Raw genomic sequence first — 22,316 nt, 5'->3', positions numbered from 1 at the left:
GCGGCCGCCGTGCGCATCGACGTCCTCTCCATCTTCCCGTCGTACTTCGACGGGCTCACGCTGTCGCTGCTCGGCAAGGCGCAGGACGCCGGGATCCTCGATCTGAACGTCCGAGACCTCCGCGACTGGACGTACGACCGTCACCGCACCGTCGATGACACACCGTATGGCGGCGGCGCCGGGATGGTGATGAAGCCCGAGCCCTGGGGCGTCGCACTCGACGAGCTCGCCACGGCATCCGAACGGCCGACGATCATCTTCCCGTCCCCGGCGGGCGAGGTCTTCACCCAGGCGACTGCGAGGGATCTCGCGACGCGCGAGCACCTGATCTTCGGGTGCGGACGCTACGAGGGCATCGACGAGCGCGTCTTCGAGTACGCGGACACCGTCGGCGAGGTGCGCCTCATCAGCCTCGGGGACTACGTCCTCAACGGCGGAGAGGTCGCCACGATGGCGATGATCGAGGCGATCGGTCGACTGATCCCCGGAGTGGTCGGCAACCCCGAGAGCCTCGTCGAGGAGTCCCACGAGGACGGGCTGCTCGAGTACCCCTCCTATACGAAGCCGTCCATGTGGCGCGATCGCGCTGTGCCGGACGTGCTGCTCAGCGGCAACCATGCGGCGATCGCGACCTGGCGCCGCGAGCAGCAGCTCGAGCGCACCGCTCGGCGCCGACCCGACCTCCTGTCGGAGCAGGACGACTAGAGCATCCTCTCCGCACCGTGGTCGATCTCGAAGACCACGCCGGGCGGATGCCGGAGGCCCAGGGCCGTCGAGGAATCCAGCCCGCGCAGCTCCGCACGCAGCATCCGTCCGATCATCTCGTGACTCACGATCAGCGGTGCACCCTCAGCAGCCCACCCGCATGCCGAGAGAGCTCGACGCGCCCGCGCACGGACCTGTGCGTAGCTCTCGCCGCCGGGGAACGCCCAGCCGTAGCGGTTCTCGGCGCGCTCCTCACGGGCGGTCGGGAATGCGAGGTCTATCTCGTCCCACGTCATCCCCGCCATCTCGCCGTGGTGCAGCTCCGCGAGTTCGTCGATCTCCACGACGCGCGCTCCGAGGACTTCGGCGATGATGCCCGCCGTGTGCACGGCTCTGCCGAGAGGACTGCTGCAGATCGTCGTGATGCCGACAGCGCTGACCCGCAGGGCCGTGGACGCGGCCTGACGCACGCCGTCGACGGTGAGAGGGGAGTCGAGCTGCCCTTGGAGGCGGTGCTCGAGATTCCAGATCGTCTGCCCGTGGCGCACCAGGTACACGCGGTCGGGCACGTGACGATCCTGGGGAATCATGCACTCAATATGGCACAGCCGTGTCGATCCGGGCGCGCCCTGCGCTGATAGCGTCGAGTCATGGTCGATGAAACCCTGGCGCGCTCCTTCGAGGGGATCGGGTCGGAGTACGAGAGGTACCGACCAGGGTTCCCTGTCGGGGCGGTCGAGCTCCTCGCCCCCGACAGGGTGGGAACGATACTCGACCTCGGAGCGGGCACCGGCAAGTTCACCGAACTGCTGATCGGGCGCGCCGATCGTGTGGTCGCCGTCGAGCCGTCGACCGCCATGCTCGACGTGCTGCACGCCAAGCTGCCCGAGGTGACCGCCCTGAGTGGCACCGCGGAGCGGATTCCGCTGGAGGATGGGGCCGCAGACGCCGTCTCCGTCGCTCAGGCGTTCCACTGGTTCGATCGCGAGCCGGCGTGCGCCGAGATCACCCGGGTACTCGCTCCCGGAGGCGCGATGGCGCTGATCTGGAACCGCGCCGATCCTGCATGCGCCTGGGACCGTTCGTGCCATCGAATCGTGCACCCGGCCGTCGGTGCGTCAGACGACACCACGCGCGCCGCCGCGGAGGAGCTTCCCGGATTCCGCTTCTTCCGCCACGAGGAGCTCACCTGGCGGGAGGTCATCTCACGGGACGACTACATCGGTCGATGGACCACGGTGAGCAGTTTCCTCGTCGCCGATGAGCCGCGACGCGCGGAGATGCTGGCCGACGTCCATCGTGTGCTCGATGAGCATGTCGACACCGCAGGGCGCGCGGAACTCGATCTGCCGCATCTCACGGACGTGTACCTGTACCGTCGCGCCTGAGGGACTGTCCTCTTCGCCCGAACGACGGCGTGTGGGGGCCCGTCGCGTCGTGGAAGCCGACGCGACTCGGCGGCTGAGTCAGTCGACGCCGAGGAAGGAGCGGTCGGTGAGGATGATCGGACCGTCCTCGGTGACCGCGACGGTGTGCTCCGAGTGCGAACCCCGAGAGCCGTCCACGCTGCGCAGCGTCCAGCCGTCGGGGTCCGTGATCAGCTCGTCCGTGGTGGCGAGCAGCCACGGCTCCAGTGCGAACACGAGTCCCGCGCGCAGCGGGAAGCCACGACCGGCTCGCCCGTCGTTGGGCACATGCGGGTCGCCGTGCATGATGCGTCCGACCCCGTGGCCGCCGAAATCGGTGTTGATCGAGTAGCCCTCGCCGTGTGACACGGCGGCGATGGCCGCAGAGATGTCGCCGATGCGGTTGCCGACGACAGCGGCCTGGATCGCCGCGTCCAGCGCGCGTTCCGTGGTCTCGATGAGGCGGAGGTCCTCGTCGCGCGGTGTGCCGACGACGAACGACACCGCCGAATCGGCGACCCAGCCGTCCACGGACACGGCGAAGTCGAGCGACACGAGGTCCCCGTCGCGAATCGTGTAGTCGTGGGGGAGTCCGTGCAGGACCGCGTCGTTCACCGAGGTGCAGATGACCTTGCCGAACGGACTCGCTCCGAACGAAGGGTGGTAGTCGATGTAGCAGGACTCGGCGCCGGCCTTGCGGATCATGTCGTGTGCGCGACGGTCGATCGAGAGGAGGTTCGTGCCGACCTTCGTCTCGTCGCGCAGGGTCGCCAGGGTCTCGGCGACGAATCGCCCGGCTGCGCGCATCTCGTCGATCTCGGCAGGGGTGCGCAGTTCGATCATGGGGTGTCCTCTCGTCCACTCCATTCTCCCTGATGCGGCGGCCGCGGAGATCCGCGCGCTCACAGCGAACACCGGGGTGAGGGTGGGCCGCGCGTCGTACGATCTGAACATGTGGTTGCGTCAGGCGTTCTTCCGGTGGCTGCTTCCGGCTGCCTTCCTGCTCCCGCTCTGGCTGGTCATCGGGGGGATCGTCTTCCACGCGGGGTGGGGGATGCTCTGGGTGCTGTTCATCGCGGTGCCCTCGGTCTTCGTCGGGCAGCTTCTCCTCACGCTGCTCACGCGCTCTCGCCCGTCGGTCCGCATCGAACGGGCGGTGTCCTGGTGGGACGTCGCCGGTTTCACGCTCTGGCATGCGCTCACCATCGCGGTCGGCTGCTTCATCGAGGGCGCATTCGGTTGGTTGCTGGCCGGCGCCATCATCGTGGGCATCGCGCTCGTCTGGCTCCAGCTGTGGCAGCTCTGGAGCGAGGCGAAGGGCAGCGGCGCCCGTCTCCGGGAGACCATCTCGTGGTCGACGGTTCCCGCGCCGGACGAGCCCGCGCCGCAGACCACCGTGCACGAGGTCATCGTCGTGCGGGAGACCGACCCCCGCGACTGATCCTCGTTTTGGCCGCGGCACGCATCCATGGCAGAATGGATGTTTGTGCCGTGACCGGTTCTGCCTCAGGGGAACCCGCGGACGCGCAAGCGCCGTACGATGCACATCCGTTCTTGTTCCTTTGAAAACATGCAACCGACCTGAGGCGAGTGCAGAAAGAGACGATCATGCAGATCCTCGACGCCGTCGATGCGGCTTCGCTCCGTTCCGACATCCCGGTCTTCAACCCCGGAGACACCGTCAACGTCCACGTGAACATCACCGAGGGCACCCGCTCTCGCGTCCAGGTCTTCAAGGGCGTCGTCATCGGCCGCCAGGGCGACGGCGTGCGCGAGACCTTCACGGTCCGCAAGATCAGCTTCCAGGTGGGCGTCGAGCGCACCTTCCCGGTGCACTCCCCGGTGATCGACCACATCGAGGTCGTCACCCGCGGTGACGTGCGTCGCGCGAAGCTCTACTACCTCCGCCAGCTGCGCGGCAAGAAGGCGAAGATCAAGGAGAAGCGCGACAACTGACGCGCAGGTTCTCCACAGCACCCCGGGACACGATGTTCCGGGGTGCTGTGTTTTGCGCCGGATGTGCGACCCTTGGTAGTGCCGTCTCAGAGCGGTGCGAGACTGTGAAGGAACCTTGATGACGACTGAGCCCGCCACCGCGTCCACGCCACCCGTCAAGCGGCGCCGCGGGTTCCTCATCTTCCTGCGCGACGTTCTGGTGATCGTGCTGATCGCCGCGCTGGTGTCCTTCGTCGTGAAGACCTTCGTCGTGCGCTCCTTCTACATCCCGTCGGCGTCCATGGAGCAGACGCTCATGGTCAACGACCGCATCCTGGTCGACGAGCTCACCCCGCACTGGACGGGATACGACCGCGGTGACGTCGTGGTGTTCAAGGACCCGGGCGGCTGGCTCGACCCGCAGCCGCAGACCCCGGCGGCGCCGCCGCTCGTGCAGGCGGTGGACTGGGTTCTCAACCTCGTCGGCATCTCCGCGACCGACTCGCAGGATCATCTGGTCAAGAGGATCATCGGGCTCCCCGGCGATCACGTCGTGTGCTGCAACGCGCTCGGCCAGATCACCATCAACGGCACCCCCATCGACGAGCTGTCCTATCTGAACCTCCCGCAGGGGGACACAGCCGCCTCCAACGCGCCCTTCGACGTGGTGGTTCCGAAGGATTCCCTCTGGCTGCTGGGAGACAACCGCGATCGCTCGCGCGATTCCCGTGAGCATCAGGATCTCCCGAGCGGAGGCTTCGTGCCTCTCGCGAACGTCGTGGGCAAGGCGTTCCTCACGACCTGGCCCCTGAACCGCTTCGGGACGATCGACGGCCACCACGACACCTTCAACGGCGTGCCGGATCCGGAATGACCGTCGTCGCACCCAAGCTCACCCTCGAACGGAAGCTCCTGAGCGAGTGCGAGCTGATCATCTCGCTCGACGAGGTGGGCAGGGGCGCACTCGCGGGACCGGTCGCCGTCGGAGCGGCCGTGATGGATGCGGCTGGTGCACGTCGCCGCGTTCCCGAAGGCCTGCGTGATTCAAAGCTCGTCACCGAGAAGCGTCGTCCGGACGTCGCAGCGCGCGCCGCGGCCTGGGTGCGTGCATCCGGTGTCGGCTGGGCCAGTGCGGCGGAGATCGACGAAGTCGGGATCATGAGGGCGCTGGGGCTTGCGGCGTCACGAGCGGTGCAGAGCGTAGTGGATCAGGGCGTCGCTATCGAGAGCGCTCTCGTGCTGCTCGACGGGAACCATGACTACGTCTCTCGGGTGCACCCGGTGCCGCTCCGCGTGCGCTCCCAGGTGAAGGCCGACCGCGACTGCGCATCGGTGTCGGCGGCATCGGTGATCGCGAAGGTCGCGAGAGACACGCACATGGCCGAGCTGCATCTCTCGCATCCCGACTACCAATGGGACAGGAACAAGGGCTATGCCAGCCCCGAGCATCGCGATGCGATCCGCGCACGGGGACTGTCTCCTCATCACCGTGCATCGTGGGCGATCACGGACGCTCCCACGCTGTTCTGATCCGCGTTCTGAGCGGCTCCGTGCCGCGCGGTGGTGCGCACGACTCTAGGATGGACACATCATGGATGAGGAAGCATTCGACGACTACGACCGCGAACTCGAGCTGGCGCTGTTCCGCGAGTACCGGGACGTCGTCTCCCAGTTCCAGTACGTCGTCGAAACGGAGCGCCGGTTCTACCTGGCGAACGAGGTGAACGTCGTCCGTCGTGACACCGAGCACGACTTCTACTTCGAGATCTCGATGAGCGATGTCTGGGTGTGGGACATCTACCGCGCTGATCGCTTCGTGAAGGCCGTGCGCGTCCTCACGTTCAAGGACGTCAACGTCGAAGAGCTGCAGCGTCGGGAGTTCGAACTTCCGCAGGAGCTCTCCCTCGACGGCGAGTAGCCGTCCCCAAGAGGCGATCCTCGGCGAGTTGTCCACCGATTCGCGGAATGGTGAGAGTGCGCCCGCGCTCCTCCTGAGGCGGATCGGCAGGCTGTCGACATGGCAGCGAAAGACGACCTCGGCGCAGCGGGGGAAGAGCGGGCGACCCGCTATCTGATCGACCACGGGTACGAGATACTCGACCGGAACTGGCGATGTCCGCAGGGCGAGATCGACATCGTCGCCGCGCAGGGCCAGGTGCTCGCGATCGTCGAGGTCAAGACCCGTCGGTCGACGGCGTTCGGCCATCCGTTCGAGGCGATAGACGCACGAAAACGACGTAGGCTCTGGCAGCTCGCACATGCCTGGATGGAGCGGCACTCCGATCAGGTTCGGGGAAGGACGGTCCGGCTCGACGCGATCGGCGTGATCGGACCCGATCCGGATGCCGGACAGCTCGAACACCTGAAGGATCTGTCATGACGACGGCGCGGACCTGGGCGGTCGCGTTGTCGGGGGTCGACGGGCATCTGGTCGAGGTCGAGGCAGACCTCTCGAATCAGACGCCGGAGTTCAAGATCATCGGCCTCCCCGACAAGGCCCTGGGTGAGGCGGTCCAGCGCGTCCACAATGCGTGCAAGAACGCGGAGCTCGACCTTCCGCGCCGACGACTCACCGTGAACCTGTCACCCGCGAGTCTTCCCAAGCACGGATCGGGATTCGACCTGGCGATCGCCGTATCGGCGCTGGCTGCAGGGGGAGCGGTGCAGCAGAGGTCGATCTCCCGCACGGTGCACATCGGCGAACTCGGCCTGGATGGTCGGGTGAGACCGGTGCCAGGGGTGCTGCCCGCCGTGTTCGCGGCGGCACGCGCCGGCTTCGACCAGGTGATCGTCCCTCATGCGAATGCCGACGAAGCTCGTCTCGTGCCGGGCATCGATGTGCGTGCCGCTCGCTCGCTGGCGGAGGTCGCCGTCTGGCACGGAGCCGATGTGGTGGTTCCGGAGGTCGATCCCGTGCCCGCCGCGGCTCCTTCCGTCGAACCCGAGGCTCACGGTGATCTGGCGGACGTGGTGGGCCAGGACGAAGCGGTGACGGCGCTCATCGTCGCGGCCACTGGAGGCCACCACATGCTGTTGAGCGGTCCTCCCGGCGCGGGAAAGACGATGCTCGCCCGAAGACTGCCGGGGATACTCCCGAGGTTGACGGAGGGCGAGGCATTGGAGGTCGCATCGATCAGGTCTCTGACCGGCGGCTCCGTCGCAGTGCTCGACCACAGAGCTCCGCTGGAGGCACCGCACCACAGCGCATCGGTCACCGCGCTCGTGGGCGGAGGGTCCCGTGCCGTGCGCCCGGGGGCGATCGTCCGTGCGCACCGCGGGGTGTTGTTCCTCGACGAAGCGGCGGAGTTCTCCAGGGTCGCGTTGGATGCGTTGAGACAGCCGCTGGAGTCAGGGAAGATCGACGTGCACCGCGCCGGCTTCACCGCTCACTTCCCCGCGCGGTTCCAACTGCTCCTCGCGATGAATCCCTGCCCCTGCGGCAACTACGGTGTGCGAGGGGCGGAGTGCGTATGCCCGTCCATGGCCATTCGACGGTATGCGACGCGACTCTCCGGTCCCCTCCGGGACAGGATCGACATCGATCTGCCCGTGGCGCGCGTCGCAACCTCGCGGGCGATGTCCGCTGGGCGATCCGCACTGTCGTCGGCGGAGGCGCAGCAGCGTGTCATCGAAGGAAGGGAGCGGGCGGCCGCTCGGCTGAAGGGCACGCCATGGCGTCTGAACGGCGATGTTCCCGGAACTTGGCTCCGCCAGACATCGCAGCGGATCGATCAGGCTGCACGGGTGCCGTTGGAGCGCGCCCTGGAACGCGGCGCCCTGACACTTCGAGGGTACGACCGCGTGCTGCGGCTCGCCTGGACCATGGCAGACCTCGAAGGCCGCGAGCGACCAGGGCTCGACGAGGTCGGGCGAGCGCTGGTGCTCAAGAGAGGCGGCGCGTCGTGATGGATGCTCTGCGTCAGGACGAGGCGCTCGTGAAGGCCCTTCGGCGGGCGCGCCCCGACGATGACATCGCGGAAGTCGCGGCCCGTGTCGCGTGGAATGTGCTCGTCGAACCGGGCGATGCCGTCGCCGGAGCTCTGATCGCGGAACTGGGTGCAGAGGAGGCGCTCCGATTCGCCTTCGCCGACGACGGGGGCTCCCTCGCCTATCAGAGACGGTCGCGCGCGCTCAGAGACGCACTCGGCAGATGGCGTCCTCGTGCCTCTGTAGATGCCGTCCGCAGCGCCGTGACTGACGCGGAGCACGTCGCGGCGACCCTGCTCCTCCCCGGCGACGGCCTCTGGCCTGAGTCCCTCGATGACCTCGGGCACCATGCACCGACGATGCTGTGGGTGCGCGGGGATGCTGCCGTCCTCACTGCGTCGCCTCGTGTGTCGATCGTCGGCGCCAGGGCATCGAGCACCTATGGAGAGTTGCTCGCGTCGGAGTTCGCAGGGGATCTCGCAGCGAGCGGAGTCGTGATCGTCTCGGGCGGCGCGTACGGAATTGACGGAGCGGCTCATCGGGCAGCGCTCGGTGTCGGCGGGGCGACCGTTGCGCTGCTGGCAGGCGGTGTGGATCGGGCCTATCCGCAGGGACATCAGGAGTTGTTGGGGGCGATCGCCAGGAGTGGCGCGGTGGTCAGCGAGGTTCCCTGCGGTACGGCGCCGTCCAAGTGGAGGTTCCTGAGCAGGAACAGGCTGATCGCGGCGCTCGGCCAGGCCACGGTGGTCATCGAGGCGGGGTGGAGAAGTGGCTCGCTCAACACGGCCGGGCACGCGGCGTCCCTCGGGCGTCCGCTCGGTGCGGTCCCCGGGCCGGTCACCTCCGCGGCGTCAGCGGGCTGCCATCGTCTGCTTCGCGAGTACGACGCACGCTGCGTCACGACGACAGCGGAGATCCGAGAACTGTGGGGTGAGCCCGTTCGCGACCAGAGTGCGAATGTCACCGACCCTGAACTGACGAGGCTGCTCGACGCCCTGTCGACCCGCTCGCGCGTCTCGACGCAGGAGCTCGCGCGACGGAGCGGTTTGGCGCCGGAGAAGGTCAATGCCCTTCTCGGCCTTCTCGAAGTCGAGTCCGTGGTTGATCGCAGAGACGACGGATGGCGACGAACACCGACACGCGACGGGGGATAAGAGATCTCCGACCGCAGCGATGGGCGCGGCGCGATCTCGAGAGCGCCTCATCTCTGACAGCATCGACGGCACATCTGTCAGCATCACGCCGAAGCGGCCAGAGTGAGCCGTGGTGAGCGTCAGGCCGAAGCGGCGGGAGGAACATGAGGCTGAAGCGGCGGGGTGAGCCGTGGTGAGCATGACGCCGAAGCGGCGAGGCTGAGCGGTGATGGATGTAGGGCGGGGCAAGCTGTAGCCATGGAGTTCGCGGCGGCGGCGGAGGCGTTCACCGAGCATCTGCAGCAGGTGCGGCGGCTGTCGCCGGCGACGGTGCGCGCCTATCGGTCGGACCTGCGTGACCTCGGTGATTCGTTCGACGGCGCCGATCTCGCGGCGGTCGATCTCGAGGTGCTGCGCGACTGGCTCTGGAAAGCCACGCAGAGAGGTGATGCGCGATCGACGCTCGCACGGCGTGCGGCGGCAGCCCGTTCGTTTTTCACGTGGGCGCTCGAGCAGGAGCTGATCGATCACGATCCGAGCCTTCGCCTCGTCGCGCCCAAGCGTGGGCGAACGCTGCCGACAGTGGCCTCCCAGGACGCGATGCGCGAACTTCTCGAAACGAAACGGGCCGCGGCGGTTGACGGAGATCCGATCGCGCTGCGAGACCACGCGATCCTGGAGCTCCTGTACGGAGCAGGAATCCGCGTCTCAGAATTGTGCGGACTCGACATCGATGATCTCGATCTCGACCGCGGCACCGCCCGTGTTCTCGGAAAGGGTGCGAAGGAGAGGGTGGTTCCGTTCGGGGTGCCGGCGCGCATCGCGGTCGCCGGCTACCTCACCCGAGCGCGTCCGTCGCTCCGTGCACGAGCCGAGACCGCAACGCCCGCGGTGTTCCTCGGGGCTCGTGGGGCTCGCGTCGGTGCCCGAGCCGTGTACTCGCTGGTCGCCGACGCGCTCGCCCCGTTCGTCGGGGCGGAGACCGTGGGGCCACATGCACTCAGGCACACGGCCGCCACTCACCTGCTCGACGGGGGAGCGGACCTCCGCGCGGTGCAGGAGATCCTCGGGCACGCCAGTCTCGGCACGACCCAGATCTACACCCACGTGTCGGCCGAACGTCTGACGGCGACGTATCGTCTGGCGCATCCCCGTGCATGAGCATGCCAGCGCGTGAGCGGCTGCCTTTCTCCGACGCAATCTCGACCGTGTGCGGCGGGCCGCCCCGGCCTAGAGTGGGGCGCAGCACGGAAGCAGCACCGCCCTGGGCACGTCTCCGAAGAGAAGCATCGGATTGATGTAGGCGCCGCCGAGCCGAACTCCGAGGTGCAGTGTGCCTGCGAACGCGTGCCCGCCGATCGCGACGGTCCCGATCGGCTGGCCTGCCGACACGACGTCTCCGGGAGACAGGTCTGACGTCAGCGGCTCGAAGGTCGACACGTAGCCGCCGGGATGCTCGATCGTGAGCAGGGCGCGGTCGACGACGATCCCGCGGAACGCCACGACGCCGTCTGCCGGTGCGTGAACGACAGAGCCGGGTGCGGAGGCCAGATCGATACCCCGGTGGCCAGGGCCGTACTCATGCGCGGGGGCGCGATAGGGAGCGGTCACCTCGTGCGCCCCGTCGAGCGGCCACGCCCACCGCGGATAGTCGCCGTCCGGATCCCCTGCTGAAACGAAGGCCCCGCTCGCTGACGCGACGGCTTGGCTTGCAGGTGTGAGGGTGCCGCTCGCTGACGCGACGGCTTGGCTTGCAGGTGTGAGGGTCCCGCTCGCAGACACGTCGGCTTGGCTCGCAGGTGTGAGGATCCCGTTTACAGACGCGACGACTTGGACTGTAGGCGTGAGGATCCCTGTCGTGAGGATCCCGCTCCCGGGCGAGACCGTTCCATTGGCAGACAGGAGGGATCCGCTGACCGGCGTGAAGACGGCTCGCGCAGGCGTGAACGCTCGGTCCGCTGACGCGAGCGCGCCGTCCGCAGGCATGTGCGAGAGCAGGAGGAGAGCGATGAGGAGAATGCCGGTGCCGAGACGTTCCAGTGTGCGCATGAGCGTCATACTGCCCCGCACGGACAGAGACGCTGCGATGCAGATCGCGTACCGGACGGAAGCGGGGGAGAAGTGGCTTCGGGTCTGCCGTTGTGAAGGAGGAATGGAGGCGACGGCATCCTGTATGCTGAAGGGGCACCTCGAAATCGAGGTGACTACGCGTGCCCTGAGCGACCACTGCATTTCTGCGGAGGTCGTGGCATCCACTCCCACAGGTCCATCTCGCAAGAGGTGGCGGGCGTGTGTCGGGCACCAGGCAGTCCGATCATCCGATCGGCGATAACCTCAACGGCGCAGAACCGCGCCAGAACAAGGAGACGACCATGGCTGTGGTCACCATCCGCCAGCTGCTCGACAGCGGCGTGCACTTCGGACACCAGACCCGCCGGTGGAACCCGAAGGTGAAGCGCTTCATCCTCACCGAGCGCAGCGGCATCCACATCATCGACCTGCAGCAGTCGCTGGGCTACATCGACAAGGCGTACGACTTCGTCAAGGAGACCGTCGCTCACGGCGGCACCATCCTCTTCGTCGGCACCAAGAAGCAGGCGCAGGAGATCCTCGCAGAGCAGGCCACCCGCGTCGGCCAGCCCTACGTCAACCAGCGCTGGCTCGGTGGACTCCTCACCAACTTCTCCACCATCGCGAAGCGTCTCGCTCGCATGAAGGAGCTCGAGGAGCTTGACTACGAGAACCCGGCCGCTTCGGGCTTCACGAAGAAGGAGCTCCTCCTCAAGAAGCGCGAGCTCGACAAGCTGCACAAGTCGCTCGGCGGTATCCGCAACCTCACCAAGACGCCGTCCGCGCTCTGGGTCGTCGACGCCAAGCGCGAGCACCTCGCCATCGACGAGGCCAAGAAGCTCGGCATCCCGGTGATCGGCATCCTCGACACCAACGCGGACCCGGACGACTTCCAGTACCCGATCCCCGGTAACGACGACGCGATCCGCTCCGTCTCGCTGCTCACCCGCATCATCGCGGATGCAGCTGCCGAGGGCCTCCAGCAGAAGCACAACCCGGAGACCGGTGACGCCGAGCCGCTCGCGGACTGGGAGCGCGAGCTTCTCGAGACCCCGGCCGAGGAGACTCCGGCTGACGCCGCCGAGCTCGTCGAGGCCCCCGCGGTCGCTGCAGCCGACGAGGCCGGCGCCGAGGCGCACGACGAGGCCGTCGCGGTCGAGTCCGGCGAGGAGACCGCAGAGGTCGCCGCCGCCGAGGCAGCAGACTCCAAGTAATCCACGCGAACACCACGCACACACACCTACGAAGCAAGGAGCCACCACACATGGCCAACTTCACCATCGCCGACCTCAAGGCGCTGCGTGAGCAGCTCGGAACGGGAATGGTCGACACCAAGAAGGCGCTCGAGGAGGCTGACGGAGACGTCGAGAAGGCCACCGAGATCCTGCGCCTGAAGGGTGCCAAGGGCAACGCGAAGCGCGCCGACCGCTCCACCAGCGAGGGCCTCATCGTCGCCCGCGAGCAGGATGGCGCTGTGACGCTCATCGAGCTCGCCTGCGAGACCGACTTCGTCGCGAAGAACGAGCGTTTCATCGCCCTCGCCGACAAGGTCGCCGACGCTGCTGCCGCTGTCAAGGCGGACTCGGTCGAGGCGGCTCTGGCCGCTCAGGCCGGCGAGAAGAACGTCGAGACGATCATCTCGGAAGAGGCTGCGATCATCGGCGAGAAGGTCGAGCTCCGTCGCGTCCGCACCATCTCGGGCGACAAGGTCGAGGTCTACCTGCACCGCACGAGCAAGGACCTGCCGCCGCAGATCGGCGTCGTCGTCGCCTACTCGGGTGACGACGCGGAGACCGCTCGCAGCATCGCGCAGCACATCTCGTTCGCCAACCCGTCGTACCTCTCCCGCGAGGACGTCCCGGCCGACGCCGTCGAGAAGGAGCGTGAGATCGTCACCGAGATCTCCCGCAACGAGGGCAAGCCCGAGGCGGCTCTGCCGAAGATCGTCGAAGGCCGTGTGTCCGCGTTCATCAAGCAGGTCGCCCTGCTCGAGCAGGACTACGCGAAGGACAACAAGCTCTCTGTCGCCCAGGTGGCGAAGGACGCCGGTATCACCGTGACGGACTTCGCGCGCTTCAAGGTCGGCGCGTAGCACCGTCGAAGGGGTTCGGATCGTCTCGATCCGAACCCCTTCTTCATGCCCAAGAGGCACTATCTTGAATCGGGACGAGAGGACAACACCCATGACCGAACGCACCGGACGCCGCCGCGTCCTTCTGAAACTCTCCGGTGAGGCCTTCGGCGCCGGTCAGCTGGGCGTCAACCCCGACGTCGTCAGCCAGATCGCCCGTGACATCGCGGCCGCCGTCGATCGCGTCGAGATCGCGATCGTCGTGGGTGGAGGCAACTTCTTCCGCGGCGCCGAACTCAGCCAGCGCGGTATGGACCGTGGTCGTGCGGACTACATGGGCATGCTCGGCACCGTCATGAACGCCCTCGCCCTGCAGGACTTCCTCGAGCAGGCAGGCGCACCCACCCGCGTCCAGTCCGCGATCTCGATGACCCAGGTCGCTGAGCCGTACATCCCGCTGCGCGCGGAGCGGCACATGGAGAAGGGCCGCGTCGTGATCTTCGGTGCAGGGGCAGGCCTGCCCTACTTCTCGACCGACACGGTCGCCGCTCAGCGCGCGCTCGAGATCGGCGCCCAGGAGGTCCTCGTCGCCAAGAACGGCGTCGACGCGATCTACACCGCCGACCCGAACAAGCATGCCGATGCCGAGCGCATCGAGCGGGTCACCTACCGCGACGCGCTGCAGCGCGGCCTGAAGGTCGTCGACTCCACGGCGTTCAGCCTGTGCATGGACAACAACATGGACATGCGCGTCTTCGGCATGGAGCCCGCGGGCAACGTGACTCGTGCGCTGCTCGGCGAGCCCATCGGCACTCTCGTCACCGCCTGAGCGCCTCAGCGGGCTCAGAGCCCGCGACCGATAGAATTTTCAGAACACCCCGACGATAGGAGTCACCGTGATCGCGGATGTCCTCGCTGAAACCACCTCTCGCATGACGCGCGCCGTCGATGCCGCCAAGGAGGACTTCGCCACGGTCCGTACGGGACGTGCGAACCCCCAGATGTTCCAGAAGGTGCTGGTGGACTACTACGGCACGCCGACCCCGCTCGCTCAGCTCGCCTCGCTCGCGAACCCCGAGGCGCGTTCGCTCATCATCACGCCGTACGACAAGTCCGCGCTGAAGGCCATCGAGCAGGCGATCAGGGACATGCCGAACCTCGGCGCCAACCCGACCAACGACGGCAACATCGTGCGCGTGACGATGCCCGAGCTGACGGCTGACCGTCGCAAGGAGTACGTCAAGCTCGTGAAGGCCAAGGGCGAGGACGCGAAGGTCCACGTCCGCGGCATCCGTCGCAAGGCCAAGGACGAGCTGGACGCCCTGAAGAGCGAGCTCGGCGAAGACGAGATCGCTCGAGGCGAGAAGGAACTCGACGCACTCACGCGCCAGCACGTCGATCTGATCGACGACGCTCTCAAGCGCAAAGAGGCTGAGCTCCTCGAGGTGTGATCGGACATGTCCGACGATTCGCGCGAGGCCGTCGACGGCACGCCGCCGGGGCGCCGAGAGGCGCGCGGTTCGGCGACCCCGTCGGGCGGCGTTCCGCTGGCCGATGAGGCCTTTCCGGCCTTCGACGCATCGAGCATCCCGCCGCGACCCTCGCTGCCCGCTCCCGCCCAGTCCGATGCTCTTCTGAGCACGGGGGAGCACAACGCGATCCGGGAGCAGTGGAGAGCGGCTCGCGATGAGCTGGGCAGCCACGTCTCCCATGCTCGTGACCAGCTCGATCAGGCGAACGAGCGGATCAAGCAGCGCAATGAGCGGATCAAGCAGCGCACCGGTCGGGACCTGATCCTCGCGATCGGGATCGGCCTCGCGTTCGGCGCAGCCCTGCTCGCCTCCCTTCTGTTCGACAAGGTCTACTTCGTGCCGCTGGCGCTGGCCGCCGCCCTTCTCGGGGTGTACGAGGTCACGCTCGCGCTGCGTGGTGCCGGTCGACGGATCGATCTGGCACCGCAGCTCATCGCTGCGGCTCTGCTGGTCGGTCCTGCGTACTTCGTCGAGATCTGGCTCGTCTGGGTGATGCTCTTCCTCGCCGTGGCCTTCGTGATCGTGTGGCGACTTGTCGCGCAGATGGTCGAGAAGGACGGGCGCACCTACGGGGATGTCCTCTCGGATGCCGTCATCGGCGGATTCGTCCAGATCTATGTGCCCTTCCTCGCTGCAGTGGCGCTGATCCTGCTCCGTCAGGAGGGTGGACAGTGGTGGGTGCTGAGCTTCATCGCGATCGCCGTCGCGGCCGACACGGGAGCTTACGCTGCCGGCCTGGCCTTCGGTAAGCACCCGATGGCCCCCAGGATCAGCCCCAAGAAGACCTGGGAGGGATTCGCCGGGGCCGTCGTCGCGTCGATCACTGCCGGCGTGCTCCTCGCGCTGTTCCTCCTCGAGCTGCCGTGGTGGGCCGGAGCGATCTTCGGAGTCGCGATCCTGCTGTCGGCCACTCTCGGCGATCTCGCCGAGAGCATGCTCAAGCGTGACATCGGCATCAAGGACATGAGCTCCTGGCTGCCTGGGCACGGGGGGCTGCTCGATCGCCTCGACAGCATCCTGCCGTCGACGATCCCCGCCCTGTGCCTCTACTTCCTTCTCTCTCCCTGGGTGGTGCTGTGATGGCTTCAGAAGATTCTCTCGCTCTCGACAAGACCGAGGCTCCGCCGGCGTTCTCTCTCGTCAGTGGACGGACCCGCGGGTACCACCGCGCTGCCGTCGACACGTTCCTGTCTGCGGCTCGCACGGCGTTCGAGGGCGGCGGTGACCTGACCGCGGCGGATGTCCGCATCGCGTCCTTCCCCCTGGTGAAGAACGGCTACGTGGTGGCGGAGGTCGACGCGGCTCTCGGTCGTGTCGAGGACGCCCTCGCCGGACGCGAGCGCGACAGGGTCGTGCGCTCTCAGGGAGCGGGCGTCTGGGTCGAGCAGGCCCGCGAGGAGGCCCAGGTGATCCTGGATCATCTGGCGCGGCGCAAGCGTCATCGCTTCGCTCGAACCGGTGTGCTCACGTTCGGCTACCGGATCGACGAGGTGGACCACGTCGCCGCACGCATCGTCCGCTACCTTCGCGACGGTGAGGCGCTCACGGCCGAGCAGCTGCGCTCTGCCGCCTTCCGCATGCAGCGCGGCGGGTACCGCGAAGAGCAGGTGGATGCGCTCATCGATGCGACGGTCGACGTCATCCTGGCCGTTCGCTGAGAGTTCAGAGGCCCGTCTCAGAGATGACCGGTAGACTTCGACGCATCGTGAACTCCCGAAAAGACATGATCTCCGAACGAAACGACGTGAAGGCTGCTCCGGCATCCACGGCGTTGTCGTCGCGCACGGGAACCCGCGGACGTCGGGCGGCAGGTATCGTCGCCGCTCTCGCGGTCGTCGGATTCGCGGGCGCCATGGTCGCGCCGACCGGTATTGCGCTGGCCGATCCGCCCGCAGAGGCTGCGACCGAATCGGCGTTCTCGGCCGCTCTGGTCGACACGCAGAACCTCACCGTCACGGTCGAGGGTGCGACGATCGCTCCGATCGAGCGCGGCACCTTCTCGGTCTATGTGACCCCGAAGCCGACCCCGACGGCGACGGCGAAGCCGGCCTCGACGGGTGGCGGAGGGGGCGGCGGACCGCTCTTCTACACGGGCGGCGGGGCTCCCGCCGAGTGGATGTCGGCCGCAGGGATCTCCGAAGGCGACTGGGGATACGTCGACTACATCGTCTCCCGCGAGAGCGGATGGAATCCCAACGCGACCAACAGGAGCTCGGGTGCCTGCGGACTCGTCCAGGCTCTCCCGTGCAGCAAGGTCCCGGGCAACGGCTACGACCCGGTGGACAACCTGCGCTGGGCGACCGGTTACGCGACCGGCCGCTACGGCAGCTGGGCCGGCGCGCAGGCGTTCTGGTCGAAGAACCACTGGTGGTGAGCTCGGGTCATGGCCCGCTCACGGAAACGCCGTCCGGCGCGCCCTGACACCGAGGACTCCCTGGATCGTCTGCTCTCCTCCTGGAAGCGCACTGAGGTGCGCCGTGGCGTCGAGTGGACCGTGCAGCCGGTCTCGGGCGCCCAGGCTCTGAAGGACTACATCTGCCCCGGATGCGGTCGCTCCGTCGAGGCGGGGACGGCTCATCTCGTGGCCTGGCGCGCGGACGGGGTGCTCGGCGATGCCGCCGACCTCGCTGCGCGCCGTCATTGGCATTCGCACTGCTGGAGGATTGGATGACCATCGAGATCCGTGGCCCCCTGGAGCTTCCGGCGGCGCGTGAGGACATCGTCCTGCAGACGGCGGACGGTCTCACTCTCGTCGGCGAGCTGGCTCTTCCCGAGGCGCATGCGCCTGTCGCGACGCTGGTGACGCTGCATCCGCTCCCGACGGCCGGCGGTTTCATGGACTCCCACATCCTCCGGAAGGCGGCCGCCCGCCTCCCTGCGCTCGCGGACCTCGGGGTGCTGCGTTTCAACACGCGCGGGACGACGTCGCCCAGGGGAACGAGCGACGGCGCGTTCGACGGCGGAGCGGCCGAGCAGTTCGACGTCGCGGCCGCGATGGACTTCGTCCGCGAGCGCGCTCTTCCCCGGCCCTGGCTGGTCGGCTGGTCATTCGGCACCGAGCTCGCCCTCAAGTACGGCCGAGAGCACGATATCGAAGGCATCGTCCTGCTGTCCCCGCCGCTGCACCGCGCCACCGAGGCGGAGGTGGCCGCATGGGCGGAGACCGATCACGAGGTGGTCATCCTCGTTCCGGAACTCGACGACTATCTGCGCCCGAAAGAGGCAGCGGATCGATTCGCGTCGATCCCTCATGCCCGGCTGATCGCCGTCGAAGGCGGCAAGCACCTCTGGGTGGGGGAGAGCCAGACGAGACGGGTCCTCACCGAGATCGTCGCGGCCGTCAATCCTTCCGCGCTTCCGCTGGCCACGCACTGGCCGACGGACTGACGACGGATCAGCGTTCGTTCATCCGGGGGATCAGCACCTGCCGGTAGATGATCAGGACGCTCGCGGCCACAGGGATAGCGATGAGAGCGCCGAGCAGGCCCAGGAGGCTTCCACCGGCGAGAGCGGCGACGACCACCACCGCACCGGGGACCGATACCGCCCGACTCATGATGCGCGGCGAGATGATGTACGCCTCGATCTGCATGTAGATGAGGTAGTAGATGGCTGCGGCGATCGCGGTCGCGGGGGAGCCGAGGCCGGGGATCAGGCACGCCAGCACGATGATCGTCGATCCCGTCAGCGTGCCGACGAGCGGGATGAGAGAGAAGAAGAAGGCGACGACGGCGAGGACCGCGGTGAACGGCGCCTGGATGATCGAGAGGAAGATCATGCTGAGCACGCCGTTGATCGCGCCCTGCGCGACCTGACCCATGACGTAGTACCCCACGGAGTCCGTGATCTGCTCGGCGAGGTCGATGAAGCGCTCGCGCTTCGACGCGGGGGCGAGCTGGTAGACCGCCCGCTTGAGCGACGGGGTCGACGCGGTGAGGTAGATGGTCAGGATCAGCACGATGAAGGCGCCGAAGAGGCCGCTGAGGATCGCCCCGCTCGCGGCGATCACGCCCTGACCGATCTCCGTGAGGTTCGTGTTGAGCCAGTCCTCCAGGTAGCTGAAGACCTTGTCCACATCCAGATTCGGGAAGGTGGCGACGATCCAGTCCCGCGTGTCGTCGATCAGGTTGCTGCGCTGCACGATGGCCGTGATCTGCGCGACGAGCTCGGAGATCTGATCGACCAGCACCGGCAAGACGATCAGGACGATACCGGCGAAGACGCCGAGCACGGCCAGGATCGTCACGAGGACGGCGAGCCAGCGGGGGAGACGGCGCCGCTCGAGGAAGGACACGAGCGGGTCGAGGCCGAGGCTGAGGAACAGTGCGGTGCCGACGTAGAGCAGGATCGTCGACAGATTCTGCAGGCTGCCGATGAGCATCACGCCCAGACCCACGCCGAGCGTCGCCACGAGGGCGGTGCGGAACGGGTTGTGGATCTTCATCGGAGCTCCTCGGGCGAATCGGCTGAAGCAAGGCTATCGAGCAGAGCCCTTCCAGACGCTCCCGACGTGCCGTGGAGCCGGCCCGTCGACGCCCTCGTGGGCAACACACAGGAGCTTTCGCTAGTCTGGAACGTCGAGTGTTGCGATTCGGACGGATGTCCGAGGCGCGTGAGGAGACTATTCGTGCGTTTCGTATGGGCCGTCGTGGCCTTCGTGCTGGCCACGGTTCTGATCGGTGCGGGCATCGCACAGCGAACCATCTTCCTGGGTCCGGACTCGCAGCAGACGACGGTCAAGGTCGAGGAGCCCGCTCCGTTCGTGATGCTGGATGGTGACGTGCTGCGCCAGCACCCAGGTATGCAGACGCTGATCGTGCAGGGAGGCGGAGACATCTTCGCCGCGTACGGTCGCACGGCAGACATGAAGGCCTGGCTCGCCGACACCTCGTACAACCACGTCACCGTCGGCAAGAGCGGCGCGTTGAACGTGAAGCTCGTCGAGGCGGAGACGTCGGATGCTGCGGATCCCGGAACCGGCGACGGCTCGACGCCGGCACCCACCGAGACGCCGGCCGCCGATGACGGATCGACCGATGCGACGACCGGCGGGCACAACCCCGCCGGATCCGACCTCTGGCTCGACTCCTTCACCAACGCCGACACCCTGATCGCCGACAAGATGCAGCTGCCCGACGGTGTCAGCATGCTGATCGCCTACGACGGCACGAAGAACGCACCCGACGACATCAAGGTCTCCTGGCCGCTGGACACCTCCACGCCGCTCGCGGGCCCCCTCGTCGCCGCCGGTGTGCTCGTCCTGCTCGTCGGCCTCGTCCTCTACATCCTCGCGATCCGTCACCAGCGCCGCGGACGTGGTCCGCGCCGCAAGGGTCCCGGCCCGCTCCCGGTGACCGAGCCCATCGACGTGGCCGCGCTGCCCGCTGCCGAGCGTGCAGTGATCGAATCCTCGTCCACGCCCGCCGCCGCAGACGCCGCAGAGACGCCGGAGGCGCCGAAGGAGGACGATCCGGAGTCCGCGCCGCCGAAGACCGAGATGCGGAGCGCGCGACCGGCTCGCCGCCGCTGGGCGCTCGCCCTTCCCGCTCTCGCGGTCACAGCTGTCCTGGCGACCGGGTGCACCGCCGACTCGTGGCCGCAGCTCGGGGCATCCACGCCCACCCCTACTCCGACGCCGACCGTGATTGCCCCGGAGAACCAGAAGCCACCGGCTGTCACGGAGGCGCAGGCGAAGCGGATCCTCGAGAGCATCTCGTCGACCGTGGCTGATGCCGACTCCGCGATGGACATCGAGCTCGCGAAGACCCGTCTCGACGGCGCCGCGCTGGCGACGCGCGCGACGGACTACGCACTGCGCGCCGCGATCCCCGAGACTCCCGTCCCGGCGGTCATCCCCACCGATGACGTCGAGGTCGTGCTTCCCGAGGCGACCGATCGCTGGCCGCGCACCGTGCTCCTGCTGTCGAAGAGCAAGGGCGACGAGACCGTGCCGCCCGTCATCCTCACCATGACGCAGCAGGACCCGTGGTCGAACTACAAGGTCACCAACATCGCGGAGATGTCGGCGGACTCGGTGTTCCCTGAGGTCGTCGCCCCGTGGCTCGGCACCTCGCTCGTCCCGGACGATTCCGCGTTCCTCAGCCTGGCTCCGGGTAAGCTCGCCGCGGCGTTCGCCGACGTGGTCGATGCGAACGAGCAGAGCGCGTCCTACGGCGCATTCGATGAACTGGCGCTCAAGTACGCGACCTCCATCCGCGACAGCCGGCAGGCCGTGGTGGACAACCTCGCCGCCAACAACGCCGCCGAGACCTCGCAGACCGCCTTCGACATCGTCCCGTCGGATTCGCCCCCGGTCTCGATGACGACCCTCGACAGCGGAGCGATCGTCGCGGTCTCCCTGATCGACACGCAGACGGTCACTCCGACGTCGGCGGAGGCCGTGATCCGGTTCGAGAAGAACCCCGAGGCGAAGGCCCTGACCGGAGTCACCGAGTCCGCCAAGGGCGTGGCCACGAAGTACGAGTTCCAGCTGTTCTTCGCCGTTCCGGCGCAGGGGTCGACGGAGCAGATCCGTCTCCTCGCCGTGCGGCAGGACCTTCTCTCCGTCGAGGTGATCAAGTGAGCGAGATCTCGCCCGCAGCCCTTCGCGGCGCCGTCGACCTCTCGACGCTCCGCAACCGCCCCGCTGCCCCCGCGCAGGGAGCCCCCGCGCCCGGCGTGACCGACCTCGTCGTCGACGCCACCGACGAGTCCTTCGGCGAGATCCTCGAGATCTCTCGCACCGTCCCCGTCGTCGTTGACCTCTGGGCGGAGTGGTGCGGTCCCTGCAAGCAGCTCAGCCCGATCATCGAGAAGGTGACCCGCGAGCTGAACGGCCGCGTGCTGCTCGCCAAGGTCGATGTCGACGCGAACCCCCAGCTTGCGCAGGGGTTCCGCGCGCAGTCGATCCCCATGGTCGTGGCGGTCATCGCCGGTCAGCCCGTGCCGATGTTCACCGGTGCGGTGCCGGAGCAGCAGGTGCGGGACGTGTTCGCCCAGCTGCTGCAGCTCGCCGCGCAGAACGGCGTCACCGGCACGCTCACGGTGGGAGAGGGCGCGGAGCCCGCTGCCGAGCCCGAAGAGCTGCCGCTGCCCCCGCTGCATGCCGAGGCCTACGCCGCGATCGAGGCGGGCGACTACGCCGCCGCGATCGTGGCCTACGAGAAGGCGCTCGCGGAGAACCCTCGCGATGAGGAGGCGATCGCCGGTCTCGGCCAGGTGCGTCTTCTCGATCGCGTGCAGTCTCTCGACCTCCAGGCTGCTCGTGCGGCGGCGGCCGCAGGTCCGCTCGACGTGCAGGCGCAGTTCGATGTCGCCGATCTCGATCTCGCAGGCGGACACATCGACGACGCGTTCGGGCGACTGCTCGATCTCTTCGAGAAGCTGCCGTCCGACGAGCGCACCGCCGTGAGGGAGCGCCTCGTCGAGCTCTTCGGTCTCATCGGGGCCGCTGACCCCCGCGTCGGCGCTGCACGCAACCGGCTGACCTCGCTGCTGTTCTGATCGATGCGCCGTGGGCCCGTCACGGGCCCACGGC

At 67.7% G+C, this 22,316-nt stretch carries 26 protein-coding genes; 22 read left to right on the top strand and 4 right to left on the bottom strand.

The genetic code is table 11. From position 1 onward, the window contains the following. Positions 1-9 precede the first annotated feature (9 nt). The gene (gene trmD / locus MRBLWH10_RS07790) at positions 10-705 is read left to right on the top strand and encodes a tRNA (guanosine(37)-N1)-methyltransferase TrmD (protein WP_105673380.1); all 696 of its coding nucleotides are present in this window, start codon (positions 10-12) and stop codon (positions 703-705) included. Here trmD and MRBLWH10_RS07785 read toward each other — a convergent pair. Further along, on the bottom strand, positions 702-1,274 hold the full coding sequence (locus tag MRBLWH10_RS07785; protein WP_341942242.1) for a histidine phosphatase family protein: 573 nt from the start codon (positions 1,272-1,274) through the stop codon (positions 702-704). The two genes, trmD and MRBLWH10_RS07785, sit on opposite strands and share 4 nt — an antisense overlap. An 81-nt stretch (positions 1,275-1,355) precedes the next feature. Between MRBLWH10_RS07785 and MRBLWH10_RS07780 the strand changes: the two genes are divergently transcribed. Continuing rightward, positions 1,356-2,093, top strand: coding sequence for a class I SAM-dependent methyltransferase (locus MRBLWH10_RS07780; protein WP_341942241.1), 738 nt, complete (start codon positions 1,356-1,358; stop codon positions 2,091-2,093). 78 nt (positions 2,094-2,171) lie between these two features. Here the strand turns inward: MRBLWH10_RS07780 and map are convergent, their stop codons facing one another. Next, positions 2,172-2,954 carry a type I methionyl aminopeptidase gene (map, locus tag MRBLWH10_RS07775; RefSeq protein ID WP_105673358.1) on the bottom strand — a complete coding sequence of 261 codons (783 nt, stop codon included), beginning with the start codon at positions 2,952-2,954 and terminating at the stop codon, positions 2,172-2,174. Between the two features lie 109 nt (positions 2,955-3,063). Between map and MRBLWH10_RS07770 the strand changes: the two genes are divergently transcribed. From MRBLWH10_RS07770 to MRBLWH10_RS07730, 9 genes are all read left to right on the top strand, one after another. Then, positions 3,064-3,552 carry an MFS transporter permease gene (locus MRBLWH10_RS07770; protein ID WP_105673382.1) on the top strand — a complete coding sequence of 163 codons (489 nt, stop codon included), beginning with the start codon at positions 3,064-3,066 and terminating at the stop codon, positions 3,550-3,552. A 167-nt stretch (positions 3,553-3,719) separates the two neighbouring features. Then, positions 3,720-4,067, top strand: a complete 348-nt coding sequence (gene rplS, locus MRBLWH10_RS07765; protein ID WP_105673383.1) for a 50S ribosomal protein L19 — start codon at positions 3,720-3,722, stop codon at positions 4,065-4,067. Between the two features lie 118 nt (positions 4,068-4,185). After that, the gene (gene lepB / locus MRBLWH10_RS07760) at positions 4,186-4,920 is read left to right on the top strand and encodes a signal peptidase I (RefSeq protein ID WP_341942240.1); all 735 of its coding nucleotides are present in this window, start codon (positions 4,186-4,188) and stop codon (positions 4,918-4,920) included. Next, complete coding sequence (locus MRBLWH10_RS07755) at positions 4,917-5,576, top strand: ribonuclease HII (protein ID WP_105673360.1); 660 nt, start codon at positions 4,917-4,919, stop codon at positions 5,574-5,576. The genes lepB and MRBLWH10_RS07755 overlap by 4 nt, the downstream gene beginning before the upstream one ends. A gap of 61 nt (positions 5,577-5,637) precedes the next feature. After that, complete coding sequence (locus tag MRBLWH10_RS07750) at positions 5,638-5,964, top strand: DUF2469 family protein (RefSeq protein ID WP_017204525.1); 327 nt, start codon at positions 5,638-5,640, stop codon at positions 5,962-5,964. Between the two features lie 99 nt (positions 5,965-6,063). After that, a complete protein-coding gene (locus tag MRBLWH10_RS07745; protein ID WP_341942239.1) occupies positions 6,064-6,426 on the top strand; it encodes a YraN family protein in 363 nt (120 codons plus the stop codon). Beyond that, a complete protein-coding gene (locus MRBLWH10_RS07740; RefSeq protein WP_341942238.1) occupies positions 6,423-7,952 on the top strand; it encodes a YifB family Mg chelatase-like AAA ATPase in 1,530 nt (509 codons plus the stop codon). The genes MRBLWH10_RS07745 and MRBLWH10_RS07740 overlap by 4 nt, the downstream gene beginning before the upstream one ends. Further along, the gene (dprA, locus tag MRBLWH10_RS07735; protein WP_341942577.1) at positions 7,952-9,127 is read left to right on the top strand and encodes a DNA-processing protein DprA; all 1,176 of its coding nucleotides are present in this window, start codon (positions 7,952-7,954) and stop codon (positions 9,125-9,127) included. Before MRBLWH10_RS07740 ends, dprA begins: the two co-directional genes overlap by 1 nt. Positions 9,128-9,364: 237 nt before the next feature. Beyond that, on the top strand, positions 9,365-10,267 hold the full coding sequence (locus MRBLWH10_RS07730; RefSeq protein ID WP_341942576.1) for a tyrosine recombinase XerC: 903 nt from the start codon (positions 9,365-9,367) through the stop codon (positions 10,265-10,267). 69 nt (positions 10,268-10,336) lie between these two features. Here MRBLWH10_RS07730 and MRBLWH10_RS07725 read toward each other — a convergent pair whose 3' ends face one another. Beyond that, entirely contained in the window at positions 10,337-10,717 is a 381-nt protein-coding gene (locus MRBLWH10_RS07725; RefSeq protein WP_341942237.1) for a M23 family metallopeptidase, read from the bottom strand. A 761-nt stretch (positions 10,718-11,478) separates the two neighbouring features. On the opposite strand from MRBLWH10_RS07725, the gene rpsB reads away from it, so the two are divergent. The 9 genes from rpsB (at position 11,479) to MRBLWH10_RS07680 (ending at position 18,166) form a co-directional block, all read left to right on the top strand. Next, entirely contained in the window at positions 11,479-12,390 is a 912-nt protein-coding gene (rpsB, locus tag MRBLWH10_RS07720; RefSeq protein WP_223586473.1) for a 30S ribosomal protein S2, read from the top strand. Positions 12,391-12,440: 50 nt separating this feature from the next. Next, complete coding sequence (tsf, locus tag MRBLWH10_RS07715) at positions 12,441-13,268, top strand: translation elongation factor Ts (protein ID WP_223586472.1); 828 nt, start codon at positions 12,441-12,443, stop codon at positions 13,266-13,268. A 91-nt stretch (positions 13,269-13,359) separates the two neighbouring features. Further along, the gene (gene pyrH / locus MRBLWH10_RS07710) at positions 13,360-14,076 is read left to right on the top strand and encodes a UMP kinase (RefSeq protein ID WP_105673366.1); all 717 of its coding nucleotides are present in this window, start codon (positions 13,360-13,362) and stop codon (positions 14,074-14,076) included. 67 nt (positions 14,077-14,143) lie between these two features. Continuing rightward, positions 14,144-14,698, top strand: coding sequence for a ribosome recycling factor (frr, locus tag MRBLWH10_RS07705; RefSeq protein ID WP_105673367.1), 555 nt, complete (start codon positions 14,144-14,146; stop codon positions 14,696-14,698). A 6-nt stretch (positions 14,699-14,704) separates the two neighbouring features. Then, positions 14,705-15,859, top strand: a complete 1,155-nt coding sequence (locus tag MRBLWH10_RS07700) for a phosphatidate cytidylyltransferase (RefSeq protein WP_341942236.1) — start codon at positions 14,705-14,707, stop codon at positions 15,857-15,859. Next, a complete protein-coding gene (locus MRBLWH10_RS07695) occupies positions 15,859-16,437 on the top strand; it encodes a DivIVA domain-containing protein (protein WP_341942235.1) in 579 nt (192 codons plus the stop codon). The genes MRBLWH10_RS07700 and MRBLWH10_RS07695 overlap by 1 nt, the downstream gene beginning before the upstream one ends. 47 nt (positions 16,438-16,484) lie before the next feature. Then, a complete protein-coding gene (locus MRBLWH10_RS07690) occupies positions 16,485-17,153 on the top strand; it encodes a transglycosylase SLT domain-containing protein (protein WP_341942234.1) in 669 nt (222 codons plus the stop codon). A 9-nt stretch (positions 17,154-17,162) separates the two neighbouring features. Next, positions 17,163-17,450, top strand: a complete 288-nt coding sequence (locus MRBLWH10_RS07685; protein WP_341942233.1) for a hypothetical protein — start codon at positions 17,163-17,165, stop codon at positions 17,448-17,450. Beyond that, the gene (locus MRBLWH10_RS07680) at positions 17,447-18,166 is read left to right on the top strand and encodes an alpha/beta hydrolase (RefSeq protein WP_341942232.1); all 720 of its coding nucleotides are present in this window, start codon (positions 17,447-17,449) and stop codon (positions 18,164-18,166) included. The genes MRBLWH10_RS07685 and MRBLWH10_RS07680 overlap by 4 nt, the downstream gene beginning before the upstream one ends. A 7-nt stretch (positions 18,167-18,173) precedes the next feature. Here the strand turns inward: MRBLWH10_RS07680 and MRBLWH10_RS07675 are convergent, their stop codons facing one another. After that, positions 18,174-19,223, bottom strand: a complete 1,050-nt coding sequence (locus MRBLWH10_RS07675; protein WP_341942231.1) for an AI-2E family transporter — start codon at positions 19,221-19,223, stop codon at positions 18,174-18,176. A 183-nt stretch (positions 19,224-19,406) separates the two neighbouring features. Between MRBLWH10_RS07675 and MRBLWH10_RS07670 the strand changes: the two genes are divergently transcribed. Beyond that, positions 19,407-21,362 carry a glycosyl transferase gene (locus MRBLWH10_RS07670; protein WP_341942230.1) on the top strand — a complete coding sequence of 652 codons (1,956 nt, stop codon included), beginning with the start codon at positions 19,407-19,409 and terminating at the stop codon, positions 21,360-21,362. Beyond that, entirely contained in the window at positions 21,359-22,282 is a 924-nt protein-coding gene (locus MRBLWH10_RS07665) for a tetratricopeptide repeat protein (protein ID WP_341942229.1), read from the top strand. The genes MRBLWH10_RS07670 and MRBLWH10_RS07665 overlap by 4 nt, the downstream gene beginning before the upstream one ends. The last annotated feature ends 34 nt before the right edge of the window (positions 22,283-22,316 follow it).

Origin of the sequence: Microbacterium sp. LWH10-1.2, assembly GCF_038397765.1 — a bacterium.
In the GTDB taxonomy this organism is placed as follows: domain Bacteria; phylum Actinomycetota; class Actinomycetes; order Actinomycetales; family Microbacteriaceae; genus Microbacterium; species Microbacterium natoriense.
Note: the sequence above shows the minus strand (reverse complement) of the source record. Positions and strands in the feature narration are given on the sequence as shown.

Bases quoted from the DNA above. Each gene is read 5' to 3' on its own strand.
- MRBLWH10_RS07755 (WP_105673360.1), top strand. From the start codon at position 4,917: ATGACCGTCGTCGCACCCAAGCTCACCCTCGAACGGAAGCTCCTGAGC.
- MRBLWH10_RS07750 (WP_017204525.1), top strand. From the start codon at position 5,638: ATGGATGAGGAAGCATTCGACGACTACGACCGCGAACTCGAGCTGGCG.
- MRBLWH10_RS07685 (WP_341942233.1), top strand. From the start codon at position 17,163: ATGGCCCGCTCACGGAAACGCCGTCCGGCGCGCCCTGACACCGAGGAC.
- MRBLWH10_RS07745 (WP_341942239.1), top strand. From the start codon at position 6,064: ATGGCAGCGAAAGACGACCTCGGCGCAGCGGGGGAAGAGCGGGCGACC.
- MRBLWH10_RS07740 (WP_341942238.1), top strand. From the start codon at position 6,423: ATGACGACGGCGCGGACCTGGGCGGTCGCGTTGTCGGGGGTCGACGGG.
- rpsB (WP_223586473.1), top strand. From the start codon at position 11,479: ATGGCTGTGGTCACCATCCGCCAGCTGCTCGACAGCGGCGTGCACTTC.
- MRBLWH10_RS07770 (WP_105673382.1), top strand. From the start codon at position 3,064: ATGTGGTTGCGTCAGGCGTTCTTCCGGTGGCTGCTTCCGGCTGCCTTC.
- tsf (WP_223586472.1), top strand. From the start codon at position 12,441: ATGGCCAACTTCACCATCGCCGACCTCAAGGCGCTGCGTGAGCAGCTC.
- MRBLWH10_RS07680 (WP_341942232.1), top strand. From the start codon at position 17,447: ATGACCATCGAGATCCGTGGCCCCCTGGAGCTTCCGGCGGCGCGTGAG.
- pyrH (WP_105673366.1), top strand. From the start codon at position 13,360: ATGACCGAACGCACCGGACGCCGCCGCGTCCTTCTGAAACTCTCCGGT.
- MRBLWH10_RS07695 (WP_341942235.1), top strand. From the start codon at position 15,859: ATGGCTTCAGAAGATTCTCTCGCTCTCGACAAGACCGAGGCTCCGCCG.
- MRBLWH10_RS07675 (WP_341942231.1), bottom strand. From the start codon at position 19,223: ATGAAGATCCACAACCCGTTCCGCACCGCCCTCGTGGCGACGCTCGGC.
- lepB (WP_341942240.1), top strand. From the start codon at position 4,186: ATGACGACTGAGCCCGCCACCGCGTCCACGCCACCCGTCAAGCGGCGC.
- rplS (WP_105673383.1), top strand. From the start codon at position 3,720: ATGCAGATCCTCGACGCCGTCGATGCGGCTTCGCTCCGTTCCGACATC.
- MRBLWH10_RS07780 (WP_341942241.1), top strand. From the start codon at position 1,356: ATGGTCGATGAAACCCTGGCGCGCTCCTTCGAGGGGATCGGGTCGGAG.
- dprA (WP_341942577.1), top strand. From the start codon at position 7,952: ATGGATGCTCTGCGTCAGGACGAGGCGCTCGTGAAGGCCCTTCGGCGG.
- MRBLWH10_RS07700 (WP_341942236.1), top strand. From the start codon at position 14,705: ATGTCCGACGATTCGCGCGAGGCCGTCGACGGCACGCCGCCGGGGCGC.
- map (WP_105673358.1), bottom strand. From the start codon at position 2,954: ATGATCGAACTGCGCACCCCTGCCGAGATCGACGAGATGCGCGCAGCC.
- MRBLWH10_RS07730 (WP_341942576.1), top strand. From the start codon at position 9,365: ATGGAGTTCGCGGCGGCGGCGGAGGCGTTCACCGAGCATCTGCAGCAG.